A 26155-nucleotide genomic window follows, 5' to 3' on the forward strand; every position below is an offset into this window, starting at 1 on the left:
AGGCCCGCTATGCTCATTACCCCTATCGACAGCCCGCGCTATAAGGCGTTGGCTTTCAGCGGGTTGCTGCTCGGAGGCGTTCTCGTCGCCCTCTACCTGGCGAGCTACCTGTTCTTGATCAAGCTTTCCAGCCCGTTGCTGCCACCCACAGCCGCCACGCCGATGACGGTGGTGCGGTACTGGCAGCATTACGGTACCGACCCATACACCCGTCATTGGCTGGTCGGGTGTCTGATCGCCGGCGCCGTGCCGGTCTCCGCAGGCGTGTTCTCGCTGGTTCGACCGATCAATCGATCACTGCACGGCGATGCTCGTTTTGCCACACTGCGCGAAGTGGCCAATGCCGGACTGTTTGGCGAACTCGGTATTATTCTTGGACGATGGGGGCGGCGCTATTTAGTTCTTGGACGGCAGCTGGCAGCGATCATTATCGCGCCGCCGCGTTCGGGGAAGGGCGCCGGCCTCGTCCAGCCCAATGCTTTGTCTTGGCGTGGAAGCCTGATAGTGAACGACGTGCGCCGGGAGTGTTATCGGATCACGGCCGGCTATCGCCGGCTGTTCTCCAGGGTGTACTTGTTCGATCCTTTGTCGCCTAAAGGCCTGACCGCGCAATGGAATCCGATATCGACTTACTACGTGCCAGACGACCCGCCCCTGCGCGTCAGCGCGCTGCAGAAGCTGGCCAACCAGCTGTCGCCAGATCCGGCGTCGGGTGATCCGTTCTGGCCAGCGTCCTGCCGTGACCTGTTCCTTGGCCTCGGCCTGTATGTAATCGAGACTCGTTCGCTGCCACGCACGATGGGCGAAATGGTCCGCCAGATCATGCATGACGCGGACGACTCCGTTAGCGACCACTGGAGGAAGATCATCAGCGAGCGCGACAAGGCCGGCAACCCGCTGTCATCGACCTGCAAGCGGATGCTTTACGACTTCATCGCCCTCAGTCCCCAGACTCAGTCATCGGTGCGCAAGACCTTCACCGCCAAGCTGCAACTGTGGACCAATCCGCTCATCGACGCGGCGACCAGCGGTGATTCCTTCAATTTCTATGACCTGCGCCGCAAGCGCCTGTCGATCTACCTGGGAGTCAATCCCGGCGATCTGACCCGACTCTCGCTTTTGATGAATCTCTTCTTCACGCAGCTGCTGGACGCGAACATGGACACGATGCCGGAAGACGATCCGACCATCAAACATGAGCTGCTGCCAATCATGGATGAATTCGCCGCATTGGGTCGCATGCCGATAATTGAGAACAGCATCCAGCTGATGGGCGGGTACGGCATCCGGCCGCTACTGATTGCGCACTCGGTCCCGCAGCTGCGCGCCGTGTATGGCCCGGATCAGACCAAGAACATCATCGCCTGCTGCGGCGCGCGTGTCGTGTATGCCCCCAATGACAGTGAATACGCGACCAAGATATCGCGCGAGCTCGGCACCTTTACTGCCGAGAACACTTCGCATTCACGTCCAGCCAGAAGTATGCAGGCTGGAAGCGTCACCAAGTCCAAAGTGGCTCGGGCGCTGCTCAATCCACAAGAAGTGAAATTGATGGGCATAAATAATGAGATTGTGTTCATTGAACACTGTCCACCGATCTTCTGCCGGAAGATCTGGTATTGGCAGCGCCCTGTCTTCCTTCGCCGCGCTAACCGACCGCTTCCCGAGACCATACCGATCGAGATCACGATGCCGCCGTCACCGCCGCCCTTTAAGGAAAAAGAGGAAGTGGCGGACAAGAGTAGGGCACCACGCGACATTACGCCACAGGACGTTACTCGGGTTAGCAACCTGAAGCTAACCGACTTCGCAGCGGATTTTTCGAATGTCCACTTGCCGAAAGGAAAACAACTGACCAGCGAGGACCTGCAAAGAACCTTCGATTCCTTTATGACCGCAGTTGAAGCTTAAGGAGTGGAAACATGAGGACACAGAACGAAGAGAGCAATACCCAACACTCGTTGCCGAGAACGTCTGTGGAACGTACGGCCTTCGACCGGGAGGCGACGCCAGCAGGGTACGCAATTGGGGCAGGTCCAGCCAATGAGGCGGCCAAGGCCGAGGGGACCACGCAAGGTGGCAACGAAAAACCGCCGAAAGAGCGGGATGAGGTCCGGAAGTCCACCCGCGCTGAAGCGAGAAAGATCCGCAGCGAGGAACCGGAAAAAAATCCAGACCCTACGATGGCAGCAGCCAAACCGGCACGTGTAAAGCGCACAAGTACGCAGCCCGCAGAGGAGGTGAAGAACCAGGCGGAGGCGGCAAGCAAGCCAAAACGTCCTTCGAGCAGGAAAATGGCCAAGGTCGTCGAGGTTCCTGCCCTGCCAGCGCCTGCGGGTGGCGAAATACCGCCGATCACCCCCGCGGCAATCGAGTTGCTGGGAAAGCAGGACGCGACTGCCGCCGACGTCCTCAAGCTTGCCCCCGAAAGTCTGGCATTCGTCCAATACCACTTCAAGTATTTACAGCAGCTCGAGGCAAACAGCCAACTGATGAACGCCTATCTGATCGCCAATGCTCGGCCGGTCAGCCCAGCCTTCCAGCACTTCGCCGATGCGCTGGGGGAGCACGGTATTCGTGACCGTAATGTCGCGGTCGTGCAAACCGCAGCCGAGGTGCCAGAATCGGAAAAGCGACAGACGGCGCACGTCGCCATCCCATCCTATCGCCAGAAAGCAGCTACCACATCGGCCTATAACCCCGTCGATGTTCAACTTCCTAAGCACGAAATCGACTCCGGCAAGAGCGCCATCCAGACACAGACCAGCGAGCCCACGCCAGACGATCACAAGCGCGCGTACAGAGTGATTGGTACGGCGCACATCCTGATGAGCGCTCCGAGCAACGACCTGACACTGATGGAAGTTGCCGACCTGGTCGCCAGCGACGTCGAAGAACTACACGCCATAAAGGACATTGCGGCACGGCGGCTTGCGCTTAATGCGATGGTCGAGAGTGGCCTTGCACAGCCGCGCTATCAGGCCGAGTTAGCAAAACAGGCGCCAGAATTGGTAGGGCAGGCCAACCAGGCACACAAGGCCATGAAAGCGGATTGGGGCATAGCCTATGAGGTTAGCACTACCCTCAGCTACCTCGCGGATGCCGAGAAGCCGCTGACCAAGGACGAAACTGCCGTTGTTGCGAAAAAGACCATCGAGGCAATTCGCGCGATTAAAGGCCAACAGTACAGGCAGGAGACATTAGCGTTAAGTCATCAGATTGGTCATTGGCAGCCATTGTACAAAGTGGAATTCGCACGCCAGGCTCCGGATCTCGTCACCCTGGCGGAAGCTGCTTACAAGACCCAAGAGGCGAGGGCCACTGCTGGCTGGAAAGTACCGCAGGCGCTTGATAACTCGATCGAGCGGAGCCCGGTGCAGCTTGTGATGGCGGCGCAGCAAGGATCCACTGCGCCCCTAACAGCCTCGACGCGAGCGTCTACGACCGCCAAAGAGTCTGTCGATAAGCCAGCTGCGTCGGCGGCGCCGGGCGAGCAGGTTGGACCGAATCCAACACCGGCTCTGAGATTTAGCGAACGTTTGGGGCTTGCTCTTGGCGGCGTGGCGAATTGGGCCAGCAGCTGGCTGCCGGGGCAGGGTAAGGCAAGCCTGGGGCGTGCAGCCGGTGCGAAAGTCTCTCTGGACAAGTCTGCGGTTTCGACGGTACCGGTCGACGATAAGTCGGCCGTTGTGCCGGAATCTGTTGCACGCCGCTTTCTTAGAGTCGAGCGCGAATATTACTTTCGAGATAAAAGGCCAGCCTTTTCGGACCGAGGCAACAAGCTCGCCACACGCGGTACCGATCCTGAAGTAGTCCATTCGCTGATCGAGATCGCAAGGGCACGCGGATGGGACACTATCACCGTCAAGGGTACCGAGGACTTTCGTCGCAGCGCTTGGATGGAAGCGACACAGAACGGCTTGAACGTAGACGGTTACAAGCCCACGGCCATTGACTTAGCAGCCCTGGCGAATCGACCGGCAAATAACACGGTCGAGAAAGGATCAGTTCAGACAAAGAGCAGCGTGCCGACGCAGTCGACTGCCGACCAGCCGGCCGTTAAGGCGACCCCAGCGCAACCAGCGGCCCCAGCACAAACTGTGCTCAACGAGCCGGCGCCAAGGGGTACGCAACCCGATACAGAGTTCGCGGTAAAGGCCAAGGCTTTTCAAAAGGACAAGCCAGCGTTTGTCGTGGAGAAGTATCCGGATCTGGCCGCAGCCTACGGGATCGTTGCAGCTGCTAAGGCGTTTGCTGCCGATAAGCTACCTGAAGCAGCACGTAAAGACTTCGTCGAGATGGCTAGGCTGCATATGGTTGAAAAGATCATGGCTGGTCAGCAGATCCAAGGGCCGAAAATTTACTTGGCGCCAACCAAAACTATCGATGTCGGCGACCAGACCAAGACGGCCGCAGAGGCCGTGGATAGGGGGAAGTCGCCTCGTACAAAGGCGGTAGAAAAAGAGCGATAGACCCTCGACAGCTGCCACTCTTTGCTTGACTGATCAACCCCGATTCCAACGTGTGCGGGGTTTCCTTTGCCATCCCGACGTTCAGGTCGGCCGTACTAGCAAGTTGGCACATTCCGGTACCGACGCGCTAATATGTAGGAATGGTGAAACGTTCCTATTCAATCAAGACCTATAAGGTCCTGTTCGGAAAAAGTGGCAATCAATGCGCTCATCCCGACTGTCTCAATGAAGTGATCGCACCTGGAACGGAAGAGAGCGACGCCGCCGTATTGGCTCAGATCTGTCATATCTACGCCGCATCAGACAACGGGCCTCGGGGAAAGCCGGGACTGACCGAGGAGGAACGAAACAGTGACGAGAATCTGATCCTCATGTGTGGCCACCATCATCCACTGGTCGATTCCCAGCACGCGGACTTTCCTGCTGAAACCCTCAAGGAGTGGAAGCGCACGCACGAACGCAAATATCAGCGAGATACCGCTGAAGCGATCCGTCTGCAGGAACGTGCACAGCAGCTGGCCTATGTGACAGCGCTTACCGATGAACAAATTGAGCAGCAGATTCATCAAATCCGTAACGGACGCTTTTTGCCTGGGTTCCCCACAGTGGAACGCGCTCGCACGTTGGCACAAAGCGTTGCGAACAAGGAGTTCGCTGGTGGGTCTAGCGCCGTTCGCGCGCGAGCATTGGCGTGGTGTGCAAGACTGCTGGTGAGGTCGGACGATCCGGCAAGAGCGCAGGAATTGCTGGCGAAATCGCGTGAGCTGGACAAGACCGATGAGGCGCAGATCGCGCAGGCGTTCATCGTTGCGGCGAAGGAGGGCAGCAGCATTCTGGCGCGGCAGATCCTCCTGGCGCTGGGCACGCCGTCATCATTTTCCGCAATGCTCCGAATTATCACCAACGAAAAAGGGGAAAAAGATGCGCTGGATTGGGCAGAGAGCGCGGGTTTGGACTTCGCTTCGTTTGACAGCGAAGGGAAGTTGAATTTCATCATGAATGAAGAAGCGGCAGGACGCTGGGATGCGGCATACGACCATGTCAAAGCACTGACGTCCGCTGATTATGAATCGGTGCCTCTCCTAAATCATGCCGCCGCGCAGGCGCATCTCGCGCGTGTTCTTTCCAGAGATCTTAAAAACCAGGCGCCATTTCATGTGCCATTCGAGAGTAAACATTTTCCGCTTGCTGGCACGAAGGAAGCGATAGAAGACCGACGGCGCGCGGTCGAATTCTACGAGAAGCTCGATGCGGTCGCCCGGGAGTACGGGGTTGCCACAGCTGCGAGACTCGCCGCCGATATGGCGCTATGGCTTCGGCTACGCGACCCCGTTCAGCAAGACACCGCCCTGGAAGTTTTACGTGCAAGCCTGCACGATGATGACATCCTGCTGCGGCGCCTGCCCTTAGCCCTGGAGTTTGGTGTCAAGGTCGACCTGGCCGCTGTCGAGCGACGCATCAGTCAACGGGTAGCGCTCGTCGGCAAGGCGTCGTATGAGGAAGCGGTGGCGCGGTTGGCGCTGGTCTCGACCCAGAAGGATCCTGCTGAAGCGGCGAAATATATCAATACACACCGCGCGCTGCTCACCGAATGCGTTGCACGGTCGACATTGGTGATGATTGAAGTCGAGCTTCTTTGCCGATCCGAGCAGGTAGAAACAGCGAAAGCGGTTCTGTCCGAGTCAACGCAGCTGCCGTTCACCGAACACGAGCTTGACAGGCTTCAACGCATGATTGCTGAAGCCGAGGGAGCCGATCCCGCTGCTGTTCGGCGCAAGCTGTACGAGAAGACCGGCGACATGCAGGACCTTGCTACACTGGTGGGCTTCCTTGAGCAGAAAGGAAGGTGGCAAGAGCTCGCGCCCCATGCACGTGCGCTGTTCGACTTGACTCGCTCAATCGATGACGCGGTCCTGGTGGCAAAATCTCTCGATCGGTCCGGCAAGCGCAGGGACACGCTGCAGTTCCTGCAGACGATTCCTGACATTGTGGCGCAGGAAAATCAGCTGCAATCGCTGTATGCCTGGGCGCTGTATCAAGACGGTCAGTTGAACCTCGCATCGCAGGTGCTGGAGCCTTTGCGGAATAGAAGGGATGCAGTCAACGATTGCGAACTATTCGTCAATCTCGCGATAGCAGCGGGCCACTGGGAAAGGATCGTCGAGCACACAGCACGAGAGTGGGAGCTGCGGGGGCAGCGCACTGCAGAGCGCTTACTGCGCGCTGGCCAGTTGGCCCACGCCGTAAGCGCTCCGCACGCGAAGGAGTTGGTTGTCGAGGCGACACGGATGGCGCCCGATGACCCAACGATCCTGGCCGGGGCTTATTTTCTAGCGACGCATGCCGGTTGGGAGGATAGTGCTCTCACTGCTGGCTGGCTTATACAGGCTGCCGAAAAATCTGGCGGTGATGGGCCGTTGAAGTCAGTCACCATGGAGGAAATTCTCCAGTTGAAGCCAAGTTGGGATCGCCGCCATGAGGAGGCTTACACGGCTTTAAAAGCCGGCGAGATTACCGTTTCGGGTGCGGCGTATGTCATGAACCAGTCGATGAGTGAGGTCTGCTTGCGAGCGGCGGCCAACCGTTCGGAAGCTGACGCACGCAGGCGCGCACTGATATTCGCATTCAGTGGAGCCCGGCCGCCATACTGCAGGTTTGCCGCGCGCCGACTGGCGCTCGATTTGACCGCCATCTTTACTTTCGCTCAACTCGGGATTCTGGAGGAGGTCGTCAAACATTTCGATCGAGTACTGATTCCTGATCAGCTGCTCGTTTGGCTTTTCCAAGAGCGCCGTAGGATTTCTTTTCATCAGCCTAGTCAGATTAGGGAAGCTCACGCCATCAAGAGGTTGGTTGAACTGGGCGTACTGCGTGTCCTCGGCCCTGCGGCGCCCGAGAATGTCGGCCTGGCGCAGGATGTCGGGTTTGATCTCGCTGCCATGCTAGAAGCGGCAGCCAAATCGGAGCCGGATGCCTATGTTGTCAGTTCATCGCCGATCCGTCGACTCAGAAGCTTAACGGAGGAGAATGTCGACCTTTCGCATTACGATCGACATCTGTGCAGCTGCCAAGGGCTAGTTGATGCGATGCGCGCCTCAATGACCGCGTCTGAAGCGAAGCGTGCCCATTCCTATCTCAGTCTTCGCGAAGGACGGTGGCCGAGCGAACCGCACATAAGGCGGAGAGCAGTCCTGTATCTGGACGATCTAGCGGTCACCCATCTCAAGGCTGCAGGTGTCCTCGAGAAGCTAAGCGGGGCAGGGTACACAGTTTATATCAGCAGAACACTCGAGGAGCATGGAAACAGACTCATGCGTTACGAAAGCGTCGCCAACGCACAGCTAACGGAAGTTGAAGCCATACGCGCAGTACTGTCGAGTGGCCTTGATAACGGAAGGATCGAGCTCATTCCATCGGACGAGCAGGACCGCGACGATACGCCGCTTCAGGCGCAGTTGAACTTTCTGTCGAGTGAAAGAGTCATCGATGCGGTGGTAGTCGACGATCGCTTCGTCAACCGTTTTCTCCATATGACCCGTAGTGCGGGCGACACGCCAATCGTGACCAGCCTTGATGTTGTTGAGCACCTGATCGAGGTGGGGCGCATCAGTGTGGCGGACGGTCATGATCACCGTACGAGTCTGCGGCGTTCGGGTTATACGTTCGTACCCGTTCTTGACGATGAGCTGACCCGCTATCTGCTCGATGCCCCCGTTTACGAGGGTTCGTTAGTCGAAACCGCCGAACTTCGAGCGATTCGCGAATCTGCGCTGCTGCTGCGGCTGAGAGAAGTACTCCAGGCGCCCTCAGAACTTGCGTGGCTCACCCAGTTCAAGGCTGCGCTGCTCCACGCTGTTCGAACGGTATGGGATACCGAGACTGACGCGGCGACCGCGCAGGCTCGATGTGAATGGATTCTCGGACAATTCGATACCCGGGGGTGGGCGTCTGTTGTCGAGCCGGCTTCAGTAACGGCTTTCGTTATCGACAGCCATGCCGCGATGCTGCACGCATTGTGCTTCGCATCCGATAGCACGCTCAAATGCACCGATTATGCATTCCACCGATGGATTGAAGACCGAATCCTCAAACCGATCAAGGAAACCGAACCTGAAATATTCGAACGCCTTGTCCTGCTTGCGGGGCGATTGCTCGACGACGTGTTAAATAGGTACCCCAGCAATGGCAGCGACTGAAGAACCTGGCTACGTAAAGGCCGTCAGGGCCGCATACCTGGCGAATGGCTACCCGCCTATTCTCAGGAGTGAGATCCTGTCGCGCCCCGACCTTGTCGACACGAGTACAATCGAGACCGATGGGGTAATCGCGATCGGAAACAACCTTGTGTCGATCGCGGGATCAGTGTTGTTTCCAGCGGTTCAAACTGCTTACGATCAGGTGTCGGTTGTAACCGTTAAATCGATCGACGGAGCCGAATGGAAGGTCTCGTTTGCTGCCTCTTCGGAGATTCCCACCGTGGCGATCGAGTGCGGAACGCATCGGGCAGTTGTGCCTCAGTTTGCGCTCCTGAATCCGGATTCAGATGCTCGCGTCGCTGCCTTCAAGTTCATCGCCGACAAGCAAGGACTACGGGGTGATCGCCTCTCGCGCTGGCTCGAACTGCTTCGCATGCGTGTCCCGACTGGTGACGATTTAACTGCGATCATCGACGAATTGATTCATACGCCGCATGCGGTAAATGACGCAATCGGTCAAAGCCTTCTCGGTGGAGGTTTGTCACTAGAGCAGATGGTTCCAAACCGGGAGGATTATTATCGTCAACTTGTCGGCAATGTTTCCGCCGCCGGAGACCTCAACAAGTACATTGCTGACGTAGCGACTCCTCATCTGTCGGATTTGCTGGCGACACGGCAGCCTCAAGCGCTGGGCTTGTGCTGGCTTCTCTGTTCGCACTCGTCGATCAGCGTCATTATCGATCAGGCTTTTGATCATGGCGACACCGTCTTGACCGAAAGCATCGCGTCGCTAATTGAAACGGGGGACCCTATTAGCCGGGTGGGTGCGATTGAGGTTGGCTTGCGCCGGCTTGCAGCACAACCAGAGTTGGCGCCTTTGCTGGAGACGCTGCTATCGACCTTTGCCGACGGTGATCTAGATTCGGCAAGCAGTGGGTTCGAACTTATTCCAGCGCTGTTTGGCGCGATCTACGGTTACATGGCGAAACGCAGGATCCTTACACACTGGCCTCCATACGCCCGCCGTTTGGCAGCCTTAGCTCAAGCGGCTATGGTCAGCCGTCATTTCCCTGATGCGAATGCGGAACGAGCCGGGCTTGTGATTTGGCTCGACGGCGTGGAACAAGAACACTGGATGCTGCAGGCTTTAATCGACATGAGGGCCGAGCCGCGCTGGTTCCCCGAACTCAACTCAGCCAACCAATGGAAGCATGAGCTGTTGGGCCGGGTTCTGAACGCCGCGCGGTCAATGCCCGAGCTTGGAGGGCCCACCCTTGGCGACTTCCTTAATGATGACAATCCAAAGTCAATCATGCACGACATCGATCACCTGCTGATGCTGCTTCCGGGGCCGCTCGAGGGTGGCATAGACCCGCCGGTCAAGCTCTCCGCCGAAGATGAATTGTATGTTGCGGAACAGCTTGGCACCGCGGTCGATACCAGGGCCTTTCGCGTCTTAATTAACATGTCGATGATATTCGGCCTGCCTGCTGTGCTGGCGGAGCACACCGCAGATGCCATCGAACGCCAGCATTACCAGTTGCGCGAGACGGTTGATCTACCGCTCTATACTTGCCTCCTTCGGCTGGCGGCGACAGCCGCCGCCAGCCGAAGCGTACGGCTGGCGAACGCTGTACTTTCGGTTGTGCGCGCCAGCGATTACCTGCGGCGCGGCCAGTTTTCGATCGGCGAGATGTTCCACATTGGCCTGGTAGCCAGCGCTTCCCACGCCGAATTGATGGCGTGGGCAACCGCAGTCGGCGAATTTGTAGCGGAGCTGGCGTTGCGTGACCTGACGCGCGACGAAGCGACAACGCTTCGGTCGCACTTGTCGACGATGTGCCATCTCGAGCCTTATCTGTGGCGCACGTGCGGTCGAGCCCATGCGGCACTTGACCTCGTTATCGGCGGATGAGTACGCAGTCTGGCTCAGTCGTGATACAACTTCGACATACCGTCATTGTTCAGCCGGCGTGTTGATCACGAGATAGTCGCCTCGCCTTTTGAATACCACGCGCACACTCGGCAATAAACTGACGCGTTATCACGAGTGTGTGGCAAGGTCTGCTAGTCCGTAACAGGGAGCAAGCGGTTACGCCCTGCAAATCCGCTCAACGACCATAGGGCATTTACGGGACTCTGCCGCAGATCAAACTACTTCCGCCTCTCATAACATCGAGCGCTCGGCGGCACGAGCAGAAACCCAAGCTGTTACCTCACTGTAGACCCAAGCCGACGCTTTTTTCGATAGTTTGACCTGGGCTGGAAACTCACCTTTTTGTATGCTTGCGTAAAGGGAGCTGCGAGAGAAACCGCATATGTGAAGGACTTCATTTATTCTTATCAGGCGTTCAGTAGCGGCAGCCTTCGTGTTCATGAGAGCTCCTAGGAGAGATGGGTTCTTTATTGCAATATTAACAATGACGCGGTCTATCGTGTTGATGAACCTAGTATCTGAGCATTCGGACTATTGATCGTTTCGAAATATGGCTGCAGGCTAGAGTAGATCGACGTGTATTGATGAGGTATCAGAGGCGTTGAGGGTACGGGTCAGGGTAGGTACGAGATGGCATTAGGAAGAGACCAGTGCGGGTGTAGGTGTAATGCCTCGAATAGTAATCCCACCGTCTCCGCCAAGTATTAAAGAAAAAAGCCACCGCAAGGTGGCTTTTTTCTTTTGTACCCGACTGAGCGTTTTCCTCCAGGGCGCCGTTGCCGCTGCCCGGCGACGTAAAGCCTTGCGCTTGAACAAACTCTTCATTTGGCGAGTCCAGCCAACCCATGCCGCGCGAAACATGCCGCCGATGACTTGTGGAGGCGCAAAGTCCTGCTGCTGGTACGTCCTAGTATTTTCTTATAGCTAATTGCGAGGTCGCAAGATCTCGCGCTCGTGCCATAAGGAAAGCCGATGAGGGAAACAGCCAGACCGCTTGGGCCCACGCATGCAGGCCGAGCCCATGCGCCGACGCGGCAAGGCGCGCCTGTCCCCGGCCTGCGTCGACAGGCGGGCGTCTTTGCCATCATGCTTGCCATGCTGCTTCCCGTGATCATCGGTTTCATCGGCCTGGCGCTCGAGTTGGGGCGCATGTATAACAGGAAGGCCGAGATGCAGGCGTTGGCCGATGGCATTGCCGTCGCCGCGGCAAAAAAACTCGACGGCACTGACCAGGGCATCGCGAACGCCCTGGCGGCTGCCGAAGACGTGGTCAGCGGCGGCGACGAAACGGCGACCAAGCCGCGCTACGAGTACGTCAACACGATGTCGTTCTCGAGTGCGGCGATCCGGTTCGCCAAGTCGCCCGATGACAACGCCGACTGGCTGGATGCGGCCACGGCCAAGGCATCGCCGGCAGGCCTGGCCTACGTGAAGGTCGACACGGGCAACCTGGATGCCGCTTATGGAACGGTCGACCTGCTGTTCATGCGCTTCGTGAGCAAGCTCACCTCCATGAACATCGCGCATGTTTCGATCGCGGGCAGGCAGCGTCTCAAGCTGACGCCACTCGCCATCTGCGCGATGTCGAAGGATCCGACCCAGCCGTTTGCGGAGCGGGTCAATGCGCCCGGTTTTTCCGAACTGACCGAATATGGATTCCGGCGCGGCGTCAGCTACAACCTGCTGAGGCTGAGCCCGCATACCGCGACGCCCGTGAACTATGTCGTGGACCCGATCAGCCTCCCTCCGAAGAGCGGGAATTTCTCGACGAATACTATCGGGCCCTACGTCTGCACCGGAACGGTGGAGCTTCCGAAGGTCATCGGTGAAAGCCTGAATCTGCAAAGCGGTTTTCCAATTGCCGACTTCGTCAATCAGCTGAATTCCCGCTTCAATATGTATTCCGGAAGCGGAAAATGCAATGCAACGGCAGCCCCGCCGGACTTGAACACGACGCAATACGCACCCGCAAACCTGAGCTGGATGGACGCCCCGGCCGGCCAGGCAGCCAGCGAGCCGCCGCCGACCACGCCGCCAACCCTGCGCCTCGAGACGGTTGCCGATCTGGCTCCCCAAAAACTGGATACGAAAGCCTACGGGCCGCTGTGGGCCTATTCCCGTCCGGTACCCTGGTCGGCTTATACGCCGGCGAAAGCCGAGCCGTCATCGGGTTATCTGCCGTTCGAGGCAACGGACGACAACTGGCAGAAATTGTACGACCCTGGCCCCGACGTGAAGGTCTATCCGACCGATCCGAAGTCGGGCAGGCAAATCACTCCTTATTTCGCATCCTCGACCGAGCCGGCGTCCAACTACCCGGGCTTGCGCAACAGGCGGGTACTCAATATTCCCCTGCTTGAATGTCCGGCAGTCGGCACACCCGGGAAGGTCGTGGCCATCGGACGCTTCTTCATGATGGTGCCGGCCATCGCGGGCAGCAGCTCGGGTACGCCGAGCGGCATCTATGCGGAGTTTGCAGGCGCGACCCTGCAAGAAGAACGTTCAGGTCCTGTGGAGTTGTATCGATGAACAGACTGCTGTCCCAGTCGACGCGCAGGGAATCCGGCTCGGTTGCCGTGGAATTCGCCATCCTGCTGGTCACCATGCTGATCCCGTTACTCGCCGGCGCACTGTTTTTTGGGCGCTTCTTCTGGCATTACACGGTGGCCGAGAAGGCCGCGCAGGATGCCGCCAGATTCGTTGCCACTGCGAGTCCGACCGAGCTCAAGGTACAGTGCACCGTACTTTTCTATAGAGATCCATGCGTTGTAATGGCGGCGATGGGGCTGGCAGCCACCGAATTGGAAGAACTCAATCCCGGCGGGATAGATGCACCTTCAGTCGCGATCTACTGCGACGACAAGAAGTGCCCCACAAACAGAGGGACAGGCCTGCCGTCGGCGATTTCTGCCGAGATTCGCATGACAGTCGAAGATCCTTTCTTGACTGGCCTGGCATCTTTTTTCATGGGTCCCGACGCATCAGTGACTTATCCGATTGTCGCGACTGCGAGGAGCCATTATGTCGGCAACTAAGTCCCATCGGATCGGAGGCTCGCGATACCAGGACGGTGTCGCTGCCGTCGAGTTTGCACTGCTGGTGATCGCCTTCCTCATTGTCTTGTTCGGCATTCTGGAAGTCGCCCGGGTCATGTATATGTTCAATACGCTGGCCGAAGTCACCCGCAGCGCGGCGCGCGGCGCCGCGAATACGTCGTTCAAGGACACGGGCGGGCTCGACCTGGTACGCAAGCGCGCGGTCTTCAATGAAACCACCGGGGAGCTGCCTTTCGGCAGCCCGATCGACTACAGGCATATCCGCTTCGAATATTTGAGCTTGCGTGCAAACTCGTACACGCTGGAGACGATTCCGGAAGCCCTGTTGCCGAGTTGCCCGGCAAAGAACCGATTGATCTGCATGAACGATCCAAACGGCCCCAACACCAACTGCATTCGTGCGGTCCGGGCCAGCATCTGCGCAGAAGGGCAGGCCGAAGGGGCGTGCACTGCGGTCGAATACAAGACGATCTTCCCCTTCATCCCCATGCCGCTCACCCTGCCCACCTCGGTCACCATCGTCACCGCCGAAAGCCTGGGCTACCGGGCCGGCGACCTTCCCTGTAACTGAGCCTTGCAGCAGGCCGGGCAGGCGCAAGGCGCTGCCCGTTGCGTTCACGCGCCCTTGTAGCGGATGGCGTCGATCACCAGGGCCAGCGCGCGCGAGGAATTGCGCCGGCTCGGATAAAAGGCGTGCAGGCCGGGAAAGCGCGGGCACCAGTCTTCCATCACGCTGACCAGGCGTCCGGCCCGGATGTGCTGCGCCACCAGCTCGTCGGGCAGGAAGGCCAGGCCGTTGCCGCTCAGGGCCGCGGCCAGGTGCTGCTTGACGTCGTTGAACACGGCCTGGCCGCGCACCCGCGCTTCGATGTCCTCGCCGCCGTGGCGCAGCTCCCAGGCATAGATGCCTCCGCTGCTCGACAGGCGCAGGGTGATGCAATTGTGCCGCATGAGTTCCTGCAGCGAGGTGGGCCTGGCATGCCAGGTGAAGTAGGCGGGTGCGCCGACGATGCGCATCTGGACGTCATCGGTGAGGCGCACCGCGATCATGTCCTTCTCGACCTGGTCGCCGTGGCGCACGCCGATGTCGAAGCGCTCGGCGGCGATGTCGACGATGCGGTAGTCGGCGCTGAATTCCACGTGCAGGTCCGGGTACTGCGGCAGCAGCGGGGCGATGCGCGGCCACAGGATGTCTTCGATCACGTGGTCGATCGCGGTGATGCGGACGGTGCCGACCGGCTTGTCGCCGAGCTCGCTGATGTCGGCGATCTCGGCCTCGATCTCTTCCAGCTTGGGCGCCACGTTCTGCAGCAGGCGCTCGCCGGCCTCGGTGGGCGACACGCTGCGCGTGGTGCGCTGGAGCAGGCGTACCCCGAGGCGCTGCTCGAGCGCGCGTACGGTATGGCTCAGGGACGACTGGGTCATGCCCAGCCTGGCCGCGGCGCGCGTGAAGCTGCGCTCGCGCGCGACGGCGAGGAAGACCAGGATATCGTTGATGTTGTCGCGGGCCATCGGCGCCTTTTGGATGGGATTGAGCAAATTTTCGCACAAATCGAGCGCCTTATTCATGAATGAGATTCATAAGCCCATGCAATTCCGGGCCCGTGTGCGCTCGCTGCCAGGCGCTATCATCCAGTCCTTGCACCAAACAAGTAAAGGAATCAAGATGACTGTGAAAGCCTACGGCGCCCACGCCGGCGACCAGCCCCTCGGACCGCTCGCGATCACCCGCCGCACGCCGGGCGCGCACGACGTCCAGATCGACATCGCCTACTGCGGCGTGTGCCACTCCGACCTGCACCAGGTGCGCGGCGAGTGGGCCGGCACCGTCTACCCCTGCGTGCCCGGGCACGAGATCGTCGGCCGCGTGTCGGGCGTCGGCGCCCACGTGAGCCGCTACCGGGTGGGCGACCTGGTCGGCGTCGGCTGCATGGTCGACAGCTGCCGCCACTGCGCCGATTGCGAGGCGGGCCTGGAAAACTACTGCGACGGCATGGTCGGCACCTATAACTCGCCGACCCCGGACGCACCCGGCCACACCCTGGGCGGCTACTCGGAACGGATCGTGGTGGACGAACGCTACGTGCTGCGCATTCGCCACGACGAGGCGCAGTTGGCGGCGGTCGCGCCGCTGCTGTGCGCCGGGATCACCACCTGGTCGCCGCTGCGCCACTGGAACGCTGGTCCGGGCAAGCGGGTCGGCATCGTCGGCATCGGCGGGCTGGGCCACATGGGCATCAAGCTGGCGCGCGCCCTCGGCGCCCACGTGGTGGCCTTCACCACTTCCGAATCGAAGCGCAGCGATGCCGAGGCGCTGGGCGCGCACGACGTGGTGGTGTCGCGCGACCCGCAAGCGATGGCGGCGCAGGCCAGGAGCCTGGACCTGATCGTCAACACGGTAGCGGCCCCGCACGACCTGGACGCCTACCTGACCCTGCTCAAGCGCGACGGCACCATGGTGCTGGTCGGCGCGCCGTCCTCGCCGCATCCGTCGCCACAGGTGTTCAACCTGATCATGAAACGGCGCGCACTGGCTGGTTCGATGATCGGCGGGATCCCGGAAACCCAGGAGATGCTGGACTTCTGCGCCGAGCACGGGATCGTCGCCGACATCGAGATGATCCGCGCCGACGAGATCAACGCCGCCTACGAGCGCATGCTGGCCGGCGACGTCAAGTACCGCTTCGTGATCGACAGCGCCACCCTCGGCGCCTGAGTCGGAGATGCAGTTCGAGCTTGCCGCCGGCGCAGCGGCCGCGCCGGCGCAACGGCCCCCCGCCTGGGGCGCCGTGTGCGCGCTGGCGCTGGGGGCCTTCGTCCTGATCGCGTCCGAATTCATGCCGGTCAGCCTGCTGACCCCGATCGCGGCCGAGCTCGGCATTACCGAAGGGCAGGCCGGCCAGGCCATCGCGATCTCCGGCGCCTTTGCCCTCATCACCAGCCTGCTGTTTCCGCGGCTGGCCGGGCGCATCGACCGCAAGCGCCTGCTGCTCGGGCTGACGCTCCTGATGATGGTCTCCGGCGCCCTGGTGGCGCTGGCGCCGAACTACGCCGTGTTCATGGCCGGGCGGGCGCTGGTCGGCGTGGTGATCGGCGGTTTCTGGTCGATGTCGGCCGCTATCGCCATGCGCCTGGTGCCCGGACGCCTGGTGGGACGCGCGCTCGCCATTCTCAACGGCGGCAACGCGCTGGCCACCGTGGTGGCGGCGCCGGCCGGCAGCTACCTGGGCGCCGTGGTCGGCTGGCGTGGCGCCTTCTTCTGCGTGGTGCCGCTGGCGGCCGTCGCCCTGGCTTGGCAGCTCGTCAGCCTGCCCAGGCTGGAGGCCACGCACGGGGGCGCGCCGGCGAAGCCCTCCCGCCTCTTGAGGCGGCCCGAGGTGCGCTGCGGGATGGCGGCCGTGGGCCTGTTCTTCATGGGGCAGTTCGCGCTGTTTACCTACCTGCGGCCGTTCCTGGAGCGGGTGACGCGCGTGGACGTGGCGATGCTCTCGTTCATGCTGCTGCTGATCGGGGTCGCGGGCCTGGTCGGCACCACCGTCATCGGCGCGCTCCTGCGCAAGGGGCTGTACCGGGTGCTGGCAGGGATTCCCGCGCTGATGGCGGCGATCGCCCTGGCGCTGCTGGGCGCCGGCAGCTCGCTGCCGGCCACCGCCATCCTGCTCGCCGGCTGGGGGCTGGTAGCCACCGCGGCGCCGGTCGGCTGGTGGATGTGGCTGTCCAGGACGCTGCCGCAGGATGCCGAGGCGGGAGGCGGGCTGATGGTCGCGGTGATCCAGCTGGCGATCATGCTCGGGGCCATGGTCGGCGGTGTCCTGTTCGACGCGGGCGGCTACCGGGCGGCCTTCGGCGCCGGCGCCGTGCTGCTGCTTGCCGCGGCCGTGCTGGCGCTGAGGGCCGGGCGGGCCAGCCAGGCGGCACACGCTGCGTAGGCAAGGAGCGAGGCTCCCGGGAAGCGAAACGCCCAAGGGGACGCGCCGCCGCGCGCGTTCGTGGCAGACTGGCGTTCCGCCATCGCACCCGCACCGCCATGAACGACCAGATCCTGCCCGTGCCCCTGGAAAAAGCCTACCGCCTGCTCAACCATGGCCCGACCGTGCTGGTGTCGGCGCGCTACCGGGGCGTCGAGAACGTGATGGCGGCCGCCTGGGCCTGCGCCCTGGACTTTGCGCCGCCCAGGCTCACCGTGGTGCTCGACAAGTCGACCCGCACCCGCGCCCTGGTCGAGGGCAGCGGCAGCTTCGTCGTCCAGCTGCCCACCGTGGCCCAGCTGCGCCTGACGCACCAGGTGGGCAGCCACAGCCTGAACGCCGAACCGGACAAGCTGGCGCGCGCCGGCGTGCGCCTGATGCACATGGACGGGGTCGATGCGCCGCTGGTCGAAGGCTGCTCGGCCTGGCTGGCCTGCCGCCTGCTGCCGGAACCGCACAACCAGCAGGCTTACGACCTGTTCATCGGCGAGGTGAGCGCGGCCTGGGCCGATGCGCGCGTGTTCCGCGACGGCCACTGGCACTTCGAGACGGCCGATCCGTCCCTGCGCAGCATCCACCACATCGCCGGCGGCAATTTCTATGCAATCGGCGAGGCGATGCGCGCCCCGGACGCGTGAGCCGGACGGCCCCGGCGGGCTGGTTGCGCCAGGCCGGCTTGTCGCTCAAGTCACAGATCTTCCTGATTGCGACACATTGTTGTAGGCACGACACTAAAATTTTGTGCTGGAAATTGAGTTTCTGATACAGTTCGGTGTGGACGGCAGCCATGCCGTCACCTGACTTCACGGATGTGTATGCCCGCTGCCCCATTGCCACCAGACGAACTCGACCGGCTGTCGCTCCTCGACGCCCTGCACCTGCTCGATACCCCGCCCGAACCCGTCTTCGACCGCGTCACCCGCCTCGCCAGCCGCCTGCTGGATGTGCCGATGGCCATGTTCTCGCTGGTCGATGCCGACCGCCAGTGGTTCAAGTCGCGCGTCGGGATAGAGCTTGCCGAGACCGCGCGCGAATATGCCTTCTGCGCCCACGCGATCGGCATGAGCGCGCCGCTGGTGGTACACGACGCGCGCGAAGACCGGCGCTTCAGCGACAACCCGCTGGTGAACGGCCCGCCGCAGATCCGCTTCTATGCCGGTGTGCCGATCCGCACCACGGCCGGGCTGGCGATCGGTACGCTGTGCGCGCTCGACACCAAACCGCGCATCCTGAGCGCGGAAGAGGTGCAGGTGCTGAACGACCTGGCCGCGATCCTGACCAAGGAAGTGCAGTACCGCGAGCGCATGGCGCTGGCGCGCGATGAGTTGGCGCGCTCGAGCGAAGTGCTGGGCGCCAGCGAGGCGCGCTTCCGTACCATCTTCGACATCGCCAGCGCCGGCATCGCCCTGGTGGCGCCGGACGGCGGCTGGATCAGCGTCAACAAGGCGCTGTGCGACATCGTCGGCTACAGCGAAGAAGAACTGTGGCGCCTGACTTTCCAGCAGATCACCCACCCGGACGACGTGGCGGCCGACCTCGGGCTGCTGGAGGCGATGGTGCGGGGCGAGATCGACCAGTACCAGCTCGAGAAGCGCTACATCCATAAGGACGGCGGCACGGTCTGGATCAACCTGAACGTCTCGCCCAAGCGCAACGCGCAGGGCGCGGTCGAGTATTTCGTCTCGGTGATCAAGGACATCGGCGCGGAGAAGGCGGCGCAGGCCGACCTGGCCGCGCTGAACGCCGAGCTGGAGCGCAGGGTCGCGCTGCGTACCGCCGAACTGGTGGAGGCCAACCGCCGCCTCACCGAGACCATGGAGCGCCAGCGCGCCGCCGAAACAGCGCTGCGCGCGCGCGAAGCGGAGATCCGCAGCGTGGTCGAGAACGCGAACGACGCCTACATCAGCCTGGACGAGGCGGGGACGGTGACCGACTGGAACCGCCAGGCCGAGGAAACTTTCGGCTGGACGCGCAGCGAGGCGCTGGGGCGCAAGCTCGAGGAGCTGATCATCCCGGACGAATACCGCCAGCGCCATCGCCAGGGCATGGACAGCTTCCTGTCCACCGGCATCGCCAGCGCGGTCGACCAGCGCCTGGAGCTGCCGGCGCTGCGGCGCGACGGCAGCGCCCTGACGGTCGAGGTGCGCATCCGCGCGCTCGACTTCGGCGACCGCACCATGTTCAGCGCCTTCCTGCACGACATCAGCGCGCGCAAGCAGGAGCAGGCGCGGCGCGAATACGAAAGCCGGCACGACCCGCTCACCGGCCTGTTGAACCGGCGCGCGCTGCTGGAGTCGATCCCGATGGCCCAGGCGCGCGCGCGGCGCAGCGGCAAGACGGTGGGCATGCTGTTCATCGACCTGGACGGCTTCAAGGCCGTCAACGATTCGCAGGGCCACGAAGCCGGCGACATCCTGCTCGGCGTGATCGGCGAGCGCCTGCGCTCCGGGGTGCGCAAGACCGACAGCGTGTACCGCCTGGCGGGCGACGAATTCACGGTGCTGCTGGAAGACATGGCCGATACCTTCGACGACGCCCACACGGTGGCCGAAAAGCTGATCAACAGCATCGCCGAGCCGGTGGAACTGCCGGGCCGCGCGGTGCGCGTGCGCGCCAGCATCGGCATCGCCCTCGATACCGGCAAGCATGAGCGCGGGCCGGATGAACTGCTGAAGGAGGCCGACCACTTCATGTACCAGGCCAAGAAGGCCGGGCGCGGCCGGGTGTGCTCGGTTCGCCGTCCCTGCTAGCCCCGGAGCGCCCCGGGCATCGGCACGGCGTCAGCGCAGCCGCAGGTCGGTCCAGGCCAGCGGCTGGGCGATGAACAGGGTCGCGCACACATTGGTCGGGTAGGCAAAGTCGAAGGCGACCTTGCCGTGGCTGCCCACCCCGAGCAGGCGGGCGCTGGTGCGCTGCCTGGCCACCGAATACGCCACCAGGTAGTTCCCCGGCGTGCCTTCGTACACACTCGAACAGATATCCGAATGCAGCGCGCGCTCGCGCTCGTAGGGGCGGTGTCCGATGCGCTCAAACGGGCGCCAGGACGGTAGCAAGAAGCTGCTTGACCTTCCCATCGTGGGAAGGAATATCCTTCGGGTATGGATCGAAAAGGGAGCACGATGGATACCAGAACCACAATCGACGCCGGCACGGTCCTGCGGATCGACGGCATGACCTGCGCGTCCTGCGTGGCGCGGGTCGAGAAAGCCCTGCAGAGGGTGCCCGGCGTGACCGGCGCCGCGGTCAACCTCGCCACCGAGAAGGCGACGGTGCACGGCGCCGCCGCCACCGACGCGCTGGTGGCGGCGGTGCGCGATGCCGGTTACGAAGCGAGCGCGGTCCCGGCATCCGGCGCGGCCGCGCCGGCCGCAGGCCCGGACGCGACGCGCGGCGGCCTGCCGGCCTGGTGGCCGGTGGCCGCCGCCGCGCTGCTGAGCATCCCGCTGGTGGCGCCGATGCTGGGCCAGGCCGCCGGCCATGACTGGATGCTGCCGGGCTGGGTGCAGCTGCTGCTGGCGACCCCGGTGCAGTTCTGGCTGGGCGCGCGCTTCTACCGCGCCGGCTGGAAGGCCTTGCGCGCCGGCAGCGGCAACATGGACCTGCTGGTCGCCATCGGCACCAGCGCCGCCTACGGCCTGTCGCTCTACCTGCTGCTGACGGCGGACGCCCACCACGGCACGCCCCACCTGTACTTCGAATCCTCGGCCGTGGTGATCACCCTGGTCCTGCTGGGCAAGTGGCTGGAGGCCCGCGCCAAGCGCCAGGCGCTGGCCGCCATCGGTGCGCTGGAGGCGCTGCGCAGCAACGACGCGCTGGTGCGGCGCGCCGGCCAGGACCTGCGGATTGCGCTCGCCGAGCTGCGCGTGGGCGACCTGATGGTGGTGCGTCCGGGCGAACGGGTGCCGGCCGACGGCGTGGTCGAGGAAGGCCGCAGCCACCTCGACGAATCCCTGCTGACCGGCGAAAGCCTGCCGGTGGCCAAGGGCCCGGGCGAGCGGGTGGCGGGCGGCGCGGTGAATGCCGACGGCCTGCTGCTGGTGCGCGCCAGCGCCGTCGGCGCCGAAACGATGCTGTCGCGGATCATCCGCATGGTCGAGGATGCGCAGGCGGTCAAGGCGCCGATCCAGCGCCTGGTGGACCGGGTCAGCGCGGTGTTCGTGCCGGCGGTGCTGATGGTGTCGCTGCTCACGCTGCTCGGCTGGGGCCTGGCCACCGGCGACTGGCGCATGGCGCTGCTGCACGCGGTGGCGGTGCAGGTGATCGCCTGTCCCTGCGCGCTGGGCCTGGCCACGCCGGCCTCGATCATGGTCGGCACCGGCGCGGCGGCGCGCCACGGCATCCTGATCAAGGACGCCGAAGCGCTCGAGACCGCCCACGCGCTCGACGTGGTGGTGTTCGACAAGACCGGCACCCTGACCGAGGGCAAGCCGCGCCTGGTGGCGCTCGAAGCGGGCGCCGGCAGCGACGCCGGCCGGGTGCTGGAGCTGGCCGCGGCGGTGCAGCAGGCCAGCACCCATCCGCTGGCCCAGGCGGTGCTCGACGCCGCCCGCGAGCGCGGCATCGCCTTGCCGGCGGCGTCCGATGCCAGGGCGTTGCCGGGACGCGGCGTGCAGGCCGCGGTCGGCGCGGCCACCGTCTTGCTCGGCAATGCGCGGCTGATGCACGAGCAGGGCGCGTCGATCGCCGCCCTGGAAGCACAGGCCGCAGCGCACGAGGCCCAAGGACGCACCGTGTCGTGGCTGGCGCTGCAGCAACAGGGCGCCATCGAGGTGGCCGGCTTGCTGGCCTTCGGCGACACCCTCAAGCCGGGCGCGCCGGCGGCGGTGGCGCGCCTGAAGGCCATGGGCATCGCATCGGTGATGCTGACCGGCGACAGCGAGGGCGCGGCGCGCGCCGTGGCGGCCCAGGCCGGGATCGAGCGCTTCCATGCCGGCGTGCTGCCGGGCGACAAGGCGAGTGTGGTCGCGGAACTGATGGCCGCCGGCCGGCGCGTCGCCATGGTCGGCGACGGCATCAACGATGCGCCGGCGCTGGCGGCGGCCGACGTCGGCATCGCCATGGCCAGCGGTACCGACGTCGCCATGCAGACCGCCGGCATCACCCTGATGCGCGGCGACCCCGGCCTGGTGGCCGACGCCGTTGCGATCTCGCAACGCACCTATGCGAAGATCCGCCAGAACCTCGGCTGGGCCTTCGTCTACAACGTGGTCGGCATCCCGCTGGCGGCCTTCGGCTTCCTCAACCCGGTGCTGGCCGGCGCGGCGATGGCGCTCAGTTCGGTGAGCGTGGTCGCCAACGCGCTGCTGCTGCGCGGCTGGCGGCCGGAGACCGCAGGCAAGCACGTATCGATGTCGCAGCAATCATCCACCACCATGGGGGCGGATGCCCCCGTTCAACAAGGAGCACATGATATGTATGAACTGACTGTAGAAGACATGAGCTGCGGCCATTGCGTCGGCCGGGTCACCAAGGCGGTGCAGGGTGTCGACGCCGCCGCCCAGGTCAAGGTCGACCTGGCGAGCAAGCGCGTGAGCATCGACAGCAAGGCCGGGCTCGAGCAGATCGTGGCCGCCATCGATGCCGCCGGCTACCCGGTCAGCGCCCGTTCCTGAAATGGCAAAAAAACAAGCTGCCCAATTTCCTCAAATGGGATATATTTTTATGTAGAGTAAATACAAGAAGAAATCACGGCGCGCGACGACGATTCGGGCAGCATTCCCCTGGGATGACACATGCGACGAGCTGGACAAGGTGTTTTGGTGGAACCGGCAGACCTGGCGAAACACCCTCCCTCCGGGGCCCAGCTGCGCAACGTCCTGGTGGTGCTGGCCGTGCTGGCGCTTTTCTTCCTGCTGCTGGCGCCGTTCGCGCGCACGCCGCTGCCGGCGGCGCCCGAGTTCGTTCCGATGGTCCAGACGGTGCTCATCGGCAGCAACCTGCTTACCGGCATCCTCCTGCTGGGGCATACGCAGACCAGCCGCTCCTGGTCGCTCGGCATCCTCACGCTGGGCTACCTGTTCACGGCCCTGATCGCGCTGGCTTACATGCTGACCGTCCCGGGCCTGTTCTCGGCCGATGGCGTGCTGGGCGGGAACAGCCAGACCACGCCCTGGCTGTTCATGACCTGGCATGCACTGTTCCCCCTGTTCGTGATCGGCTACGCGCGCCGCTACCGGCGCCCATTGCCGGCCCACTTCCTGCGGGTCGGCGCCTTGCTGACGGCCCTGTTCGTGGCGCTGCTGGTGCTGCTCTGCACCAGCGGCGCACCCTACCTGCCCGAGCTGATGGACGGGCACCGGTTTCTTCCGGCCTACCGCTGGATCGGCGCGGCAGTGCTGGCGCTGGCGCTGTTCGCCCTGTGGATCACCGCCCGCAAGCGTCCGCGCGCCGTGCTCGATGTCTGGCTGACCATCGCCATGTCGGCCTGGGCCTTCGAGGTGATGCTGTCCTGCCTGTTCAACAGCGGGCGCTTCGACCTCGGTTTCTACGCCGGACGGATGTACGGCCTGGCGGCCTCGCTGTTCGTGCTGGGCGCGGTCGCGATCGACAACATCGCCCTGCATGCGCGCCTGCGCGACACCTTCGAAGAGATGATCGAGACGCGCGCCCGCGCGCAGTGGCAAAGCCTGCTCGGCTCGGTGCTGCGCCAGCTGCCCGACGGCGTGCTGATCGTCGACCGCGAGGGCCGCTGCGTGATGGCCAACGACCAGGCCGAGCACATGGCGGCGCGCTTCGAACACGCCGGCAAGCAGGGCGCATCGGGACCGGCGGCGATGCTGGCGCTGATCGGGGCGCCGGTGCGGCGCGCGATCGCGGGCGAAGCCTTCCGCGACGCCGTGCTCGAAAGCCTGACCCGCGACGGACGCCGCGTCTACACGGTCAGCGGCGCGCCGCTGCGCGACGGCGCGGCCGACCTGGCGGCGGCGGTGATCGTCCTGGACGACATCACGGAGCGGACCGAGGCGAATGCCGCGCTGGCGCGCGCCCTGGACCAGACGCGCTACCTGATCGAGAACACGCCGCTGGCCGTGATCGAATGGGACCGCGATTTCGTGATCCGCCTGTGGAACAGGCGCGCCGAGGAGCTGTTCGGCTGGAGCGCCCAGGAAGCGGTGGGGCGGCGCATCGACGCGCTGCCGATGATCCACGAGGAAGACGCCGGCAGGGTGGCGGGCGCGATCGGGCGCCTGCTCGATTCGGCCACGCGCTACGTCAAGTCGAGCAACCGCAACCGCACCCGCGACGGCCGCACGCTCTCCTGCGAGTGGTACAACTCGGTGCTGCACGACGAGGACGGCCGCATCGACCGGGTGTTCTCGCTGGTACTCGACGTGAGCGAGCGCGAGGAAGCGATGGAGGCCTTGCGCGAGGCCGACCGCCGCAAGGACGTGTACATCGCCACCCTGGCGCACGAACTGCGCAACCCGCTGGCGCCGATCGCGAACGCCGCCTCGCTCCTGCGCGGCAAGGGCCTGGCCCAGGACCGGATCGACTGGATCGCGGCCATGGTCGGGCGCCAGACCGCGCAGATGGCGCGCCTGCTCGACGACCTGCTCGACGTCACCCGCATCAGCCGCGGCAAGATCGAGCTGCACCGCGCGCCGGTCGAGCTGGGACGCCTGCTGCGCGACACCTTGCAGACCAGCATGCCCCTGATCGAGGCCGGACGCCACCAGGTCGAGCTCGACCTGTGCGACGAGCCGGTCTGGGTCGAGGCCGACGCGCTGCGCCTGACCCAGGTGCTGGCCAACCTGATCAACAACGCCGCCAAGTACACGCCGCCGGGCGGACGTATCGACATCCTCCTGAAGGAGGAGGACGGGGAAGCGCGGGTGCGGGTGAGCGACAACGGCATCGGGATCGAGCCGGACATGCTGGCGCGGGTGTTCGACGCCTTCGTGCAGGTCAGCAGCGCCAGCCACCTGGCGCAAGGCGGGCTCGGGATCGGCCTGTCGCTGGCCAAGGGCCTGGTGGAGCTGCATGGCGGCCGCATCGAGGCCGATAGCGAGGGGCCGGGCCACGGTTCCAGCTTCACGGTGCTGCTGCCGGCGATCCAGCCGGCGGCGACCGGCGACAGCGCCGAGCAGCAGGCCGGGGGGGGCGCGCGCCTGCGCAAGCATGTGCTGGTGGCCGACGACAACGTCGATGCCGCCGAGTCGCTGGCCTGGCTGCTGCGCTCGGAGGGGGCGACCGTGGACGTGGCGCACGACGGCGCCGGCGCGCTGCGCCTGTTCAACGGGCGCCCGGCCGACATCGTGGTGCTGGACCTGGGCATGCCCGAGATCGACGGCCTGGAGGTGGCGACGATCCTGGCGCGGCGGGTGCCGCGTCCCTTCCTGGTGGCCGTGACGGGACGTGGCCGGCAGGAAGACCGGGCGGCCTCGCTGGCGGCCGGCTTCAACGAGCACCTGACCAAGCCGGTGGCGCCGCAGCAGCTGATCGACCTGCTGGCGAACGCCCAGGCGGGCCGTGTTGCTTGATGTTGTCGTAAGTTTAATCTACTGTTAGTATTCCACTGGGATCGACT

The 26155-nt window shown here is 63.5% G+C and carries 16 protein-coding genes; 13 read left to right on the forward strand and 3 right to left on the reverse strand.

Annotated elements, in window-relative coordinates:
* Window positions 1-9: 9 nt before the first annotated feature.
* The 4 genes from AB3347_RS02570 to AB3347_RS02585 all read left to right on the forward strand — a co-directional run bounded on the left by AB3347_RS02570 (window position 10) and on the right by AB3347_RS02585 (window position 10583).
* Window positions 10-1911 (forward strand): type IV secretory system conjugative DNA transfer family protein, encoded by a 1902-nt coding sequence (locus tag AB3347_RS02570; RefSeq protein WP_369090194.1) that lies wholly within the window; start codon window positions 10-12, stop codon window positions 1909-1911.
* 11 nt (window positions 1912-1922) lie between these two features.
* The gene (locus AB3347_RS02575; RefSeq protein ID WP_369090195.1) at window positions 1923-4472 is read left to right on the forward strand and encodes an LPD7 domain-containing protein; all 2550 of its coding nucleotides are present in this window, start codon (window positions 1923-1925) and stop codon (window positions 4470-4472) included.
* Window positions 4473-4612: 140 nt separating this feature from the next.
* A complete protein-coding gene (locus AB3347_RS02580) occupies window positions 4613-8668 on the forward strand; it encodes a hypothetical protein (protein ID WP_369090196.1) in 4056 nt (1351 codons plus the stop codon).
* The gene (locus AB3347_RS02585) at window positions 8655-10583 is read left to right on the forward strand and encodes a hypothetical protein (protein WP_369090197.1); all 1929 of its coding nucleotides are present in this window, start codon (window positions 8655-8657) and stop codon (window positions 10581-10583) included. The genes AB3347_RS02580 and AB3347_RS02585 overlap by 14 nt, the downstream gene beginning before the upstream one ends.
* 252 nt (window positions 10584-10835) lie before the next feature.
* On the opposite strand, the gene AB3347_RS02590 is transcribed toward AB3347_RS02585, so the two are convergent.
* Entirely contained in the window at window positions 10836-11045 is a 210-nt protein-coding gene (locus tag AB3347_RS02590) for a helix-turn-helix transcriptional regulator (RefSeq protein ID WP_369090198.1), read from the reverse strand.
* Between the two features lie 531 nt (window positions 11046-11576).
* Between AB3347_RS02590 and AB3347_RS02595 the strand changes: the two genes are divergently transcribed.
* Genes AB3347_RS02595 through AB3347_RS02605 form a run of 3 tightly spaced genes read left to right on the forward strand, consistent with a single transcriptional unit; the run spans window position 11577 to window position 14231 of the window.
* Window positions 11577-13133 (forward strand): TadE/TadG family type IV pilus assembly protein, encoded by a 1557-nt coding sequence (locus tag AB3347_RS02595; protein WP_369090199.1) that lies wholly within the window; start codon window positions 11577-11579, stop codon window positions 13131-13133.
* Window positions 13130-13639, forward strand: a complete 510-nt coding sequence (locus tag AB3347_RS02600; protein WP_369090200.1) for a TadE/TadG family type IV pilus assembly protein — start codon at window positions 13130-13132, stop codon at window positions 13637-13639. The genes AB3347_RS02595 and AB3347_RS02600 overlap by 4 nt, the downstream gene beginning before the upstream one ends.
* On the forward strand, window positions 13626-14231 hold the full coding sequence (locus tag AB3347_RS02605) for a TadE family protein (protein WP_369090201.1): 606 nt from the start codon (window positions 13626-13628) through the stop codon (window positions 14229-14231). Before AB3347_RS02600 ends, AB3347_RS02605 begins: the two co-directional genes overlap by 14 nt.
* A 44-nt stretch (window positions 14232-14275) precedes the next feature.
* On the opposite strand, the gene AB3347_RS02610 is transcribed toward AB3347_RS02605, so the two are convergent.
* A complete protein-coding gene (locus AB3347_RS02610) occupies window positions 14276-15172 on the reverse strand; it encodes a LysR family transcriptional regulator (RefSeq protein WP_369090202.1) in 897 nt (298 codons plus the stop codon).
* A 154-nt stretch (window positions 15173-15326) separates the two neighbouring features.
* Here AB3347_RS02610 and AB3347_RS02615 point away from each other — a divergent pair, with 154 nt between their 5' ends.
* From AB3347_RS02615 to AB3347_RS02630, 4 genes are all read left to right on the forward strand, one after another.
* Window positions 15327-16376 carry an NAD(P)-dependent alcohol dehydrogenase gene (locus AB3347_RS02615; protein WP_369090203.1) on the forward strand — a complete coding sequence of 350 codons (1050 nt, stop codon included), beginning with the start codon at window positions 15327-15329 and terminating at the stop codon, window positions 16374-16376.
* 7 nt (window positions 16377-16383) lie between these two features.
* Window positions 16384-17589 carry an MFS transporter gene (locus AB3347_RS02620; protein WP_369090204.1) on the forward strand — a complete coding sequence of 402 codons (1206 nt, stop codon included), beginning with the start codon at window positions 16384-16386 and terminating at the stop codon, window positions 17587-17589.
* Window positions 17590-17687: 98 nt separating this feature from the next.
* Complete coding sequence (locus AB3347_RS02625) at window positions 17688-18266, forward strand: flavin reductase family protein (protein WP_369090205.1); 579 nt, start codon at window positions 17688-17690, stop codon at window positions 18264-18266.
* 177 nt (window positions 18267-18443) lie between these two features.
* Window positions 18444-20378, forward strand: a complete 1935-nt coding sequence (locus tag AB3347_RS02630; RefSeq protein ID WP_369090206.1) for a PAS domain S-box protein — start codon at window positions 18444-18446, stop codon at window positions 20376-20378.
* Window positions 20379-20408: 30 nt separating this feature from the next.
* Here the strand turns inward: AB3347_RS02630 and AB3347_RS02635 are convergent, their stop codons facing one another.
* Window positions 20409-20681 (reverse strand): hypothetical protein, encoded by a 273-nt coding sequence (locus AB3347_RS02635; protein WP_369090207.1) that lies wholly within the window; start codon window positions 20679-20681, stop codon window positions 20409-20411.
* A gap of 66 nt (window positions 20682-20747) precedes the next feature.
* Here AB3347_RS02635 and AB3347_RS02640 point away from each other — a divergent pair, with 66 nt between their 5' ends.
* Window positions 20748-23240 carry a heavy metal translocating P-type ATPase gene (locus AB3347_RS02640; protein ID WP_369090208.1) on the forward strand — a complete coding sequence of 831 codons (2493 nt, stop codon included), beginning with the start codon at window positions 20748-20750 and terminating at the stop codon, window positions 23238-23240.
* Between the two features lie 147 nt (window positions 23241-23387).
* Window positions 23388-26108: an ATP-binding protein gene (locus tag AB3347_RS02645; protein WP_369090209.1), complete on the forward strand. Its 2721-nt coding sequence runs from the start codon at window positions 23388-23390 to the stop codon at window positions 26106-26108.
* Window positions 26109-26155: the final 47 nt, after the last annotated feature.

The sequence above is a fragment of the Massilia sp. X63 genome, assembly GCF_041023745.1.
Taxonomy (GTDB): Bacteria; Pseudomonadota; Gammaproteobacteria; order Burkholderiales; family Burkholderiaceae_D; genus Telluria.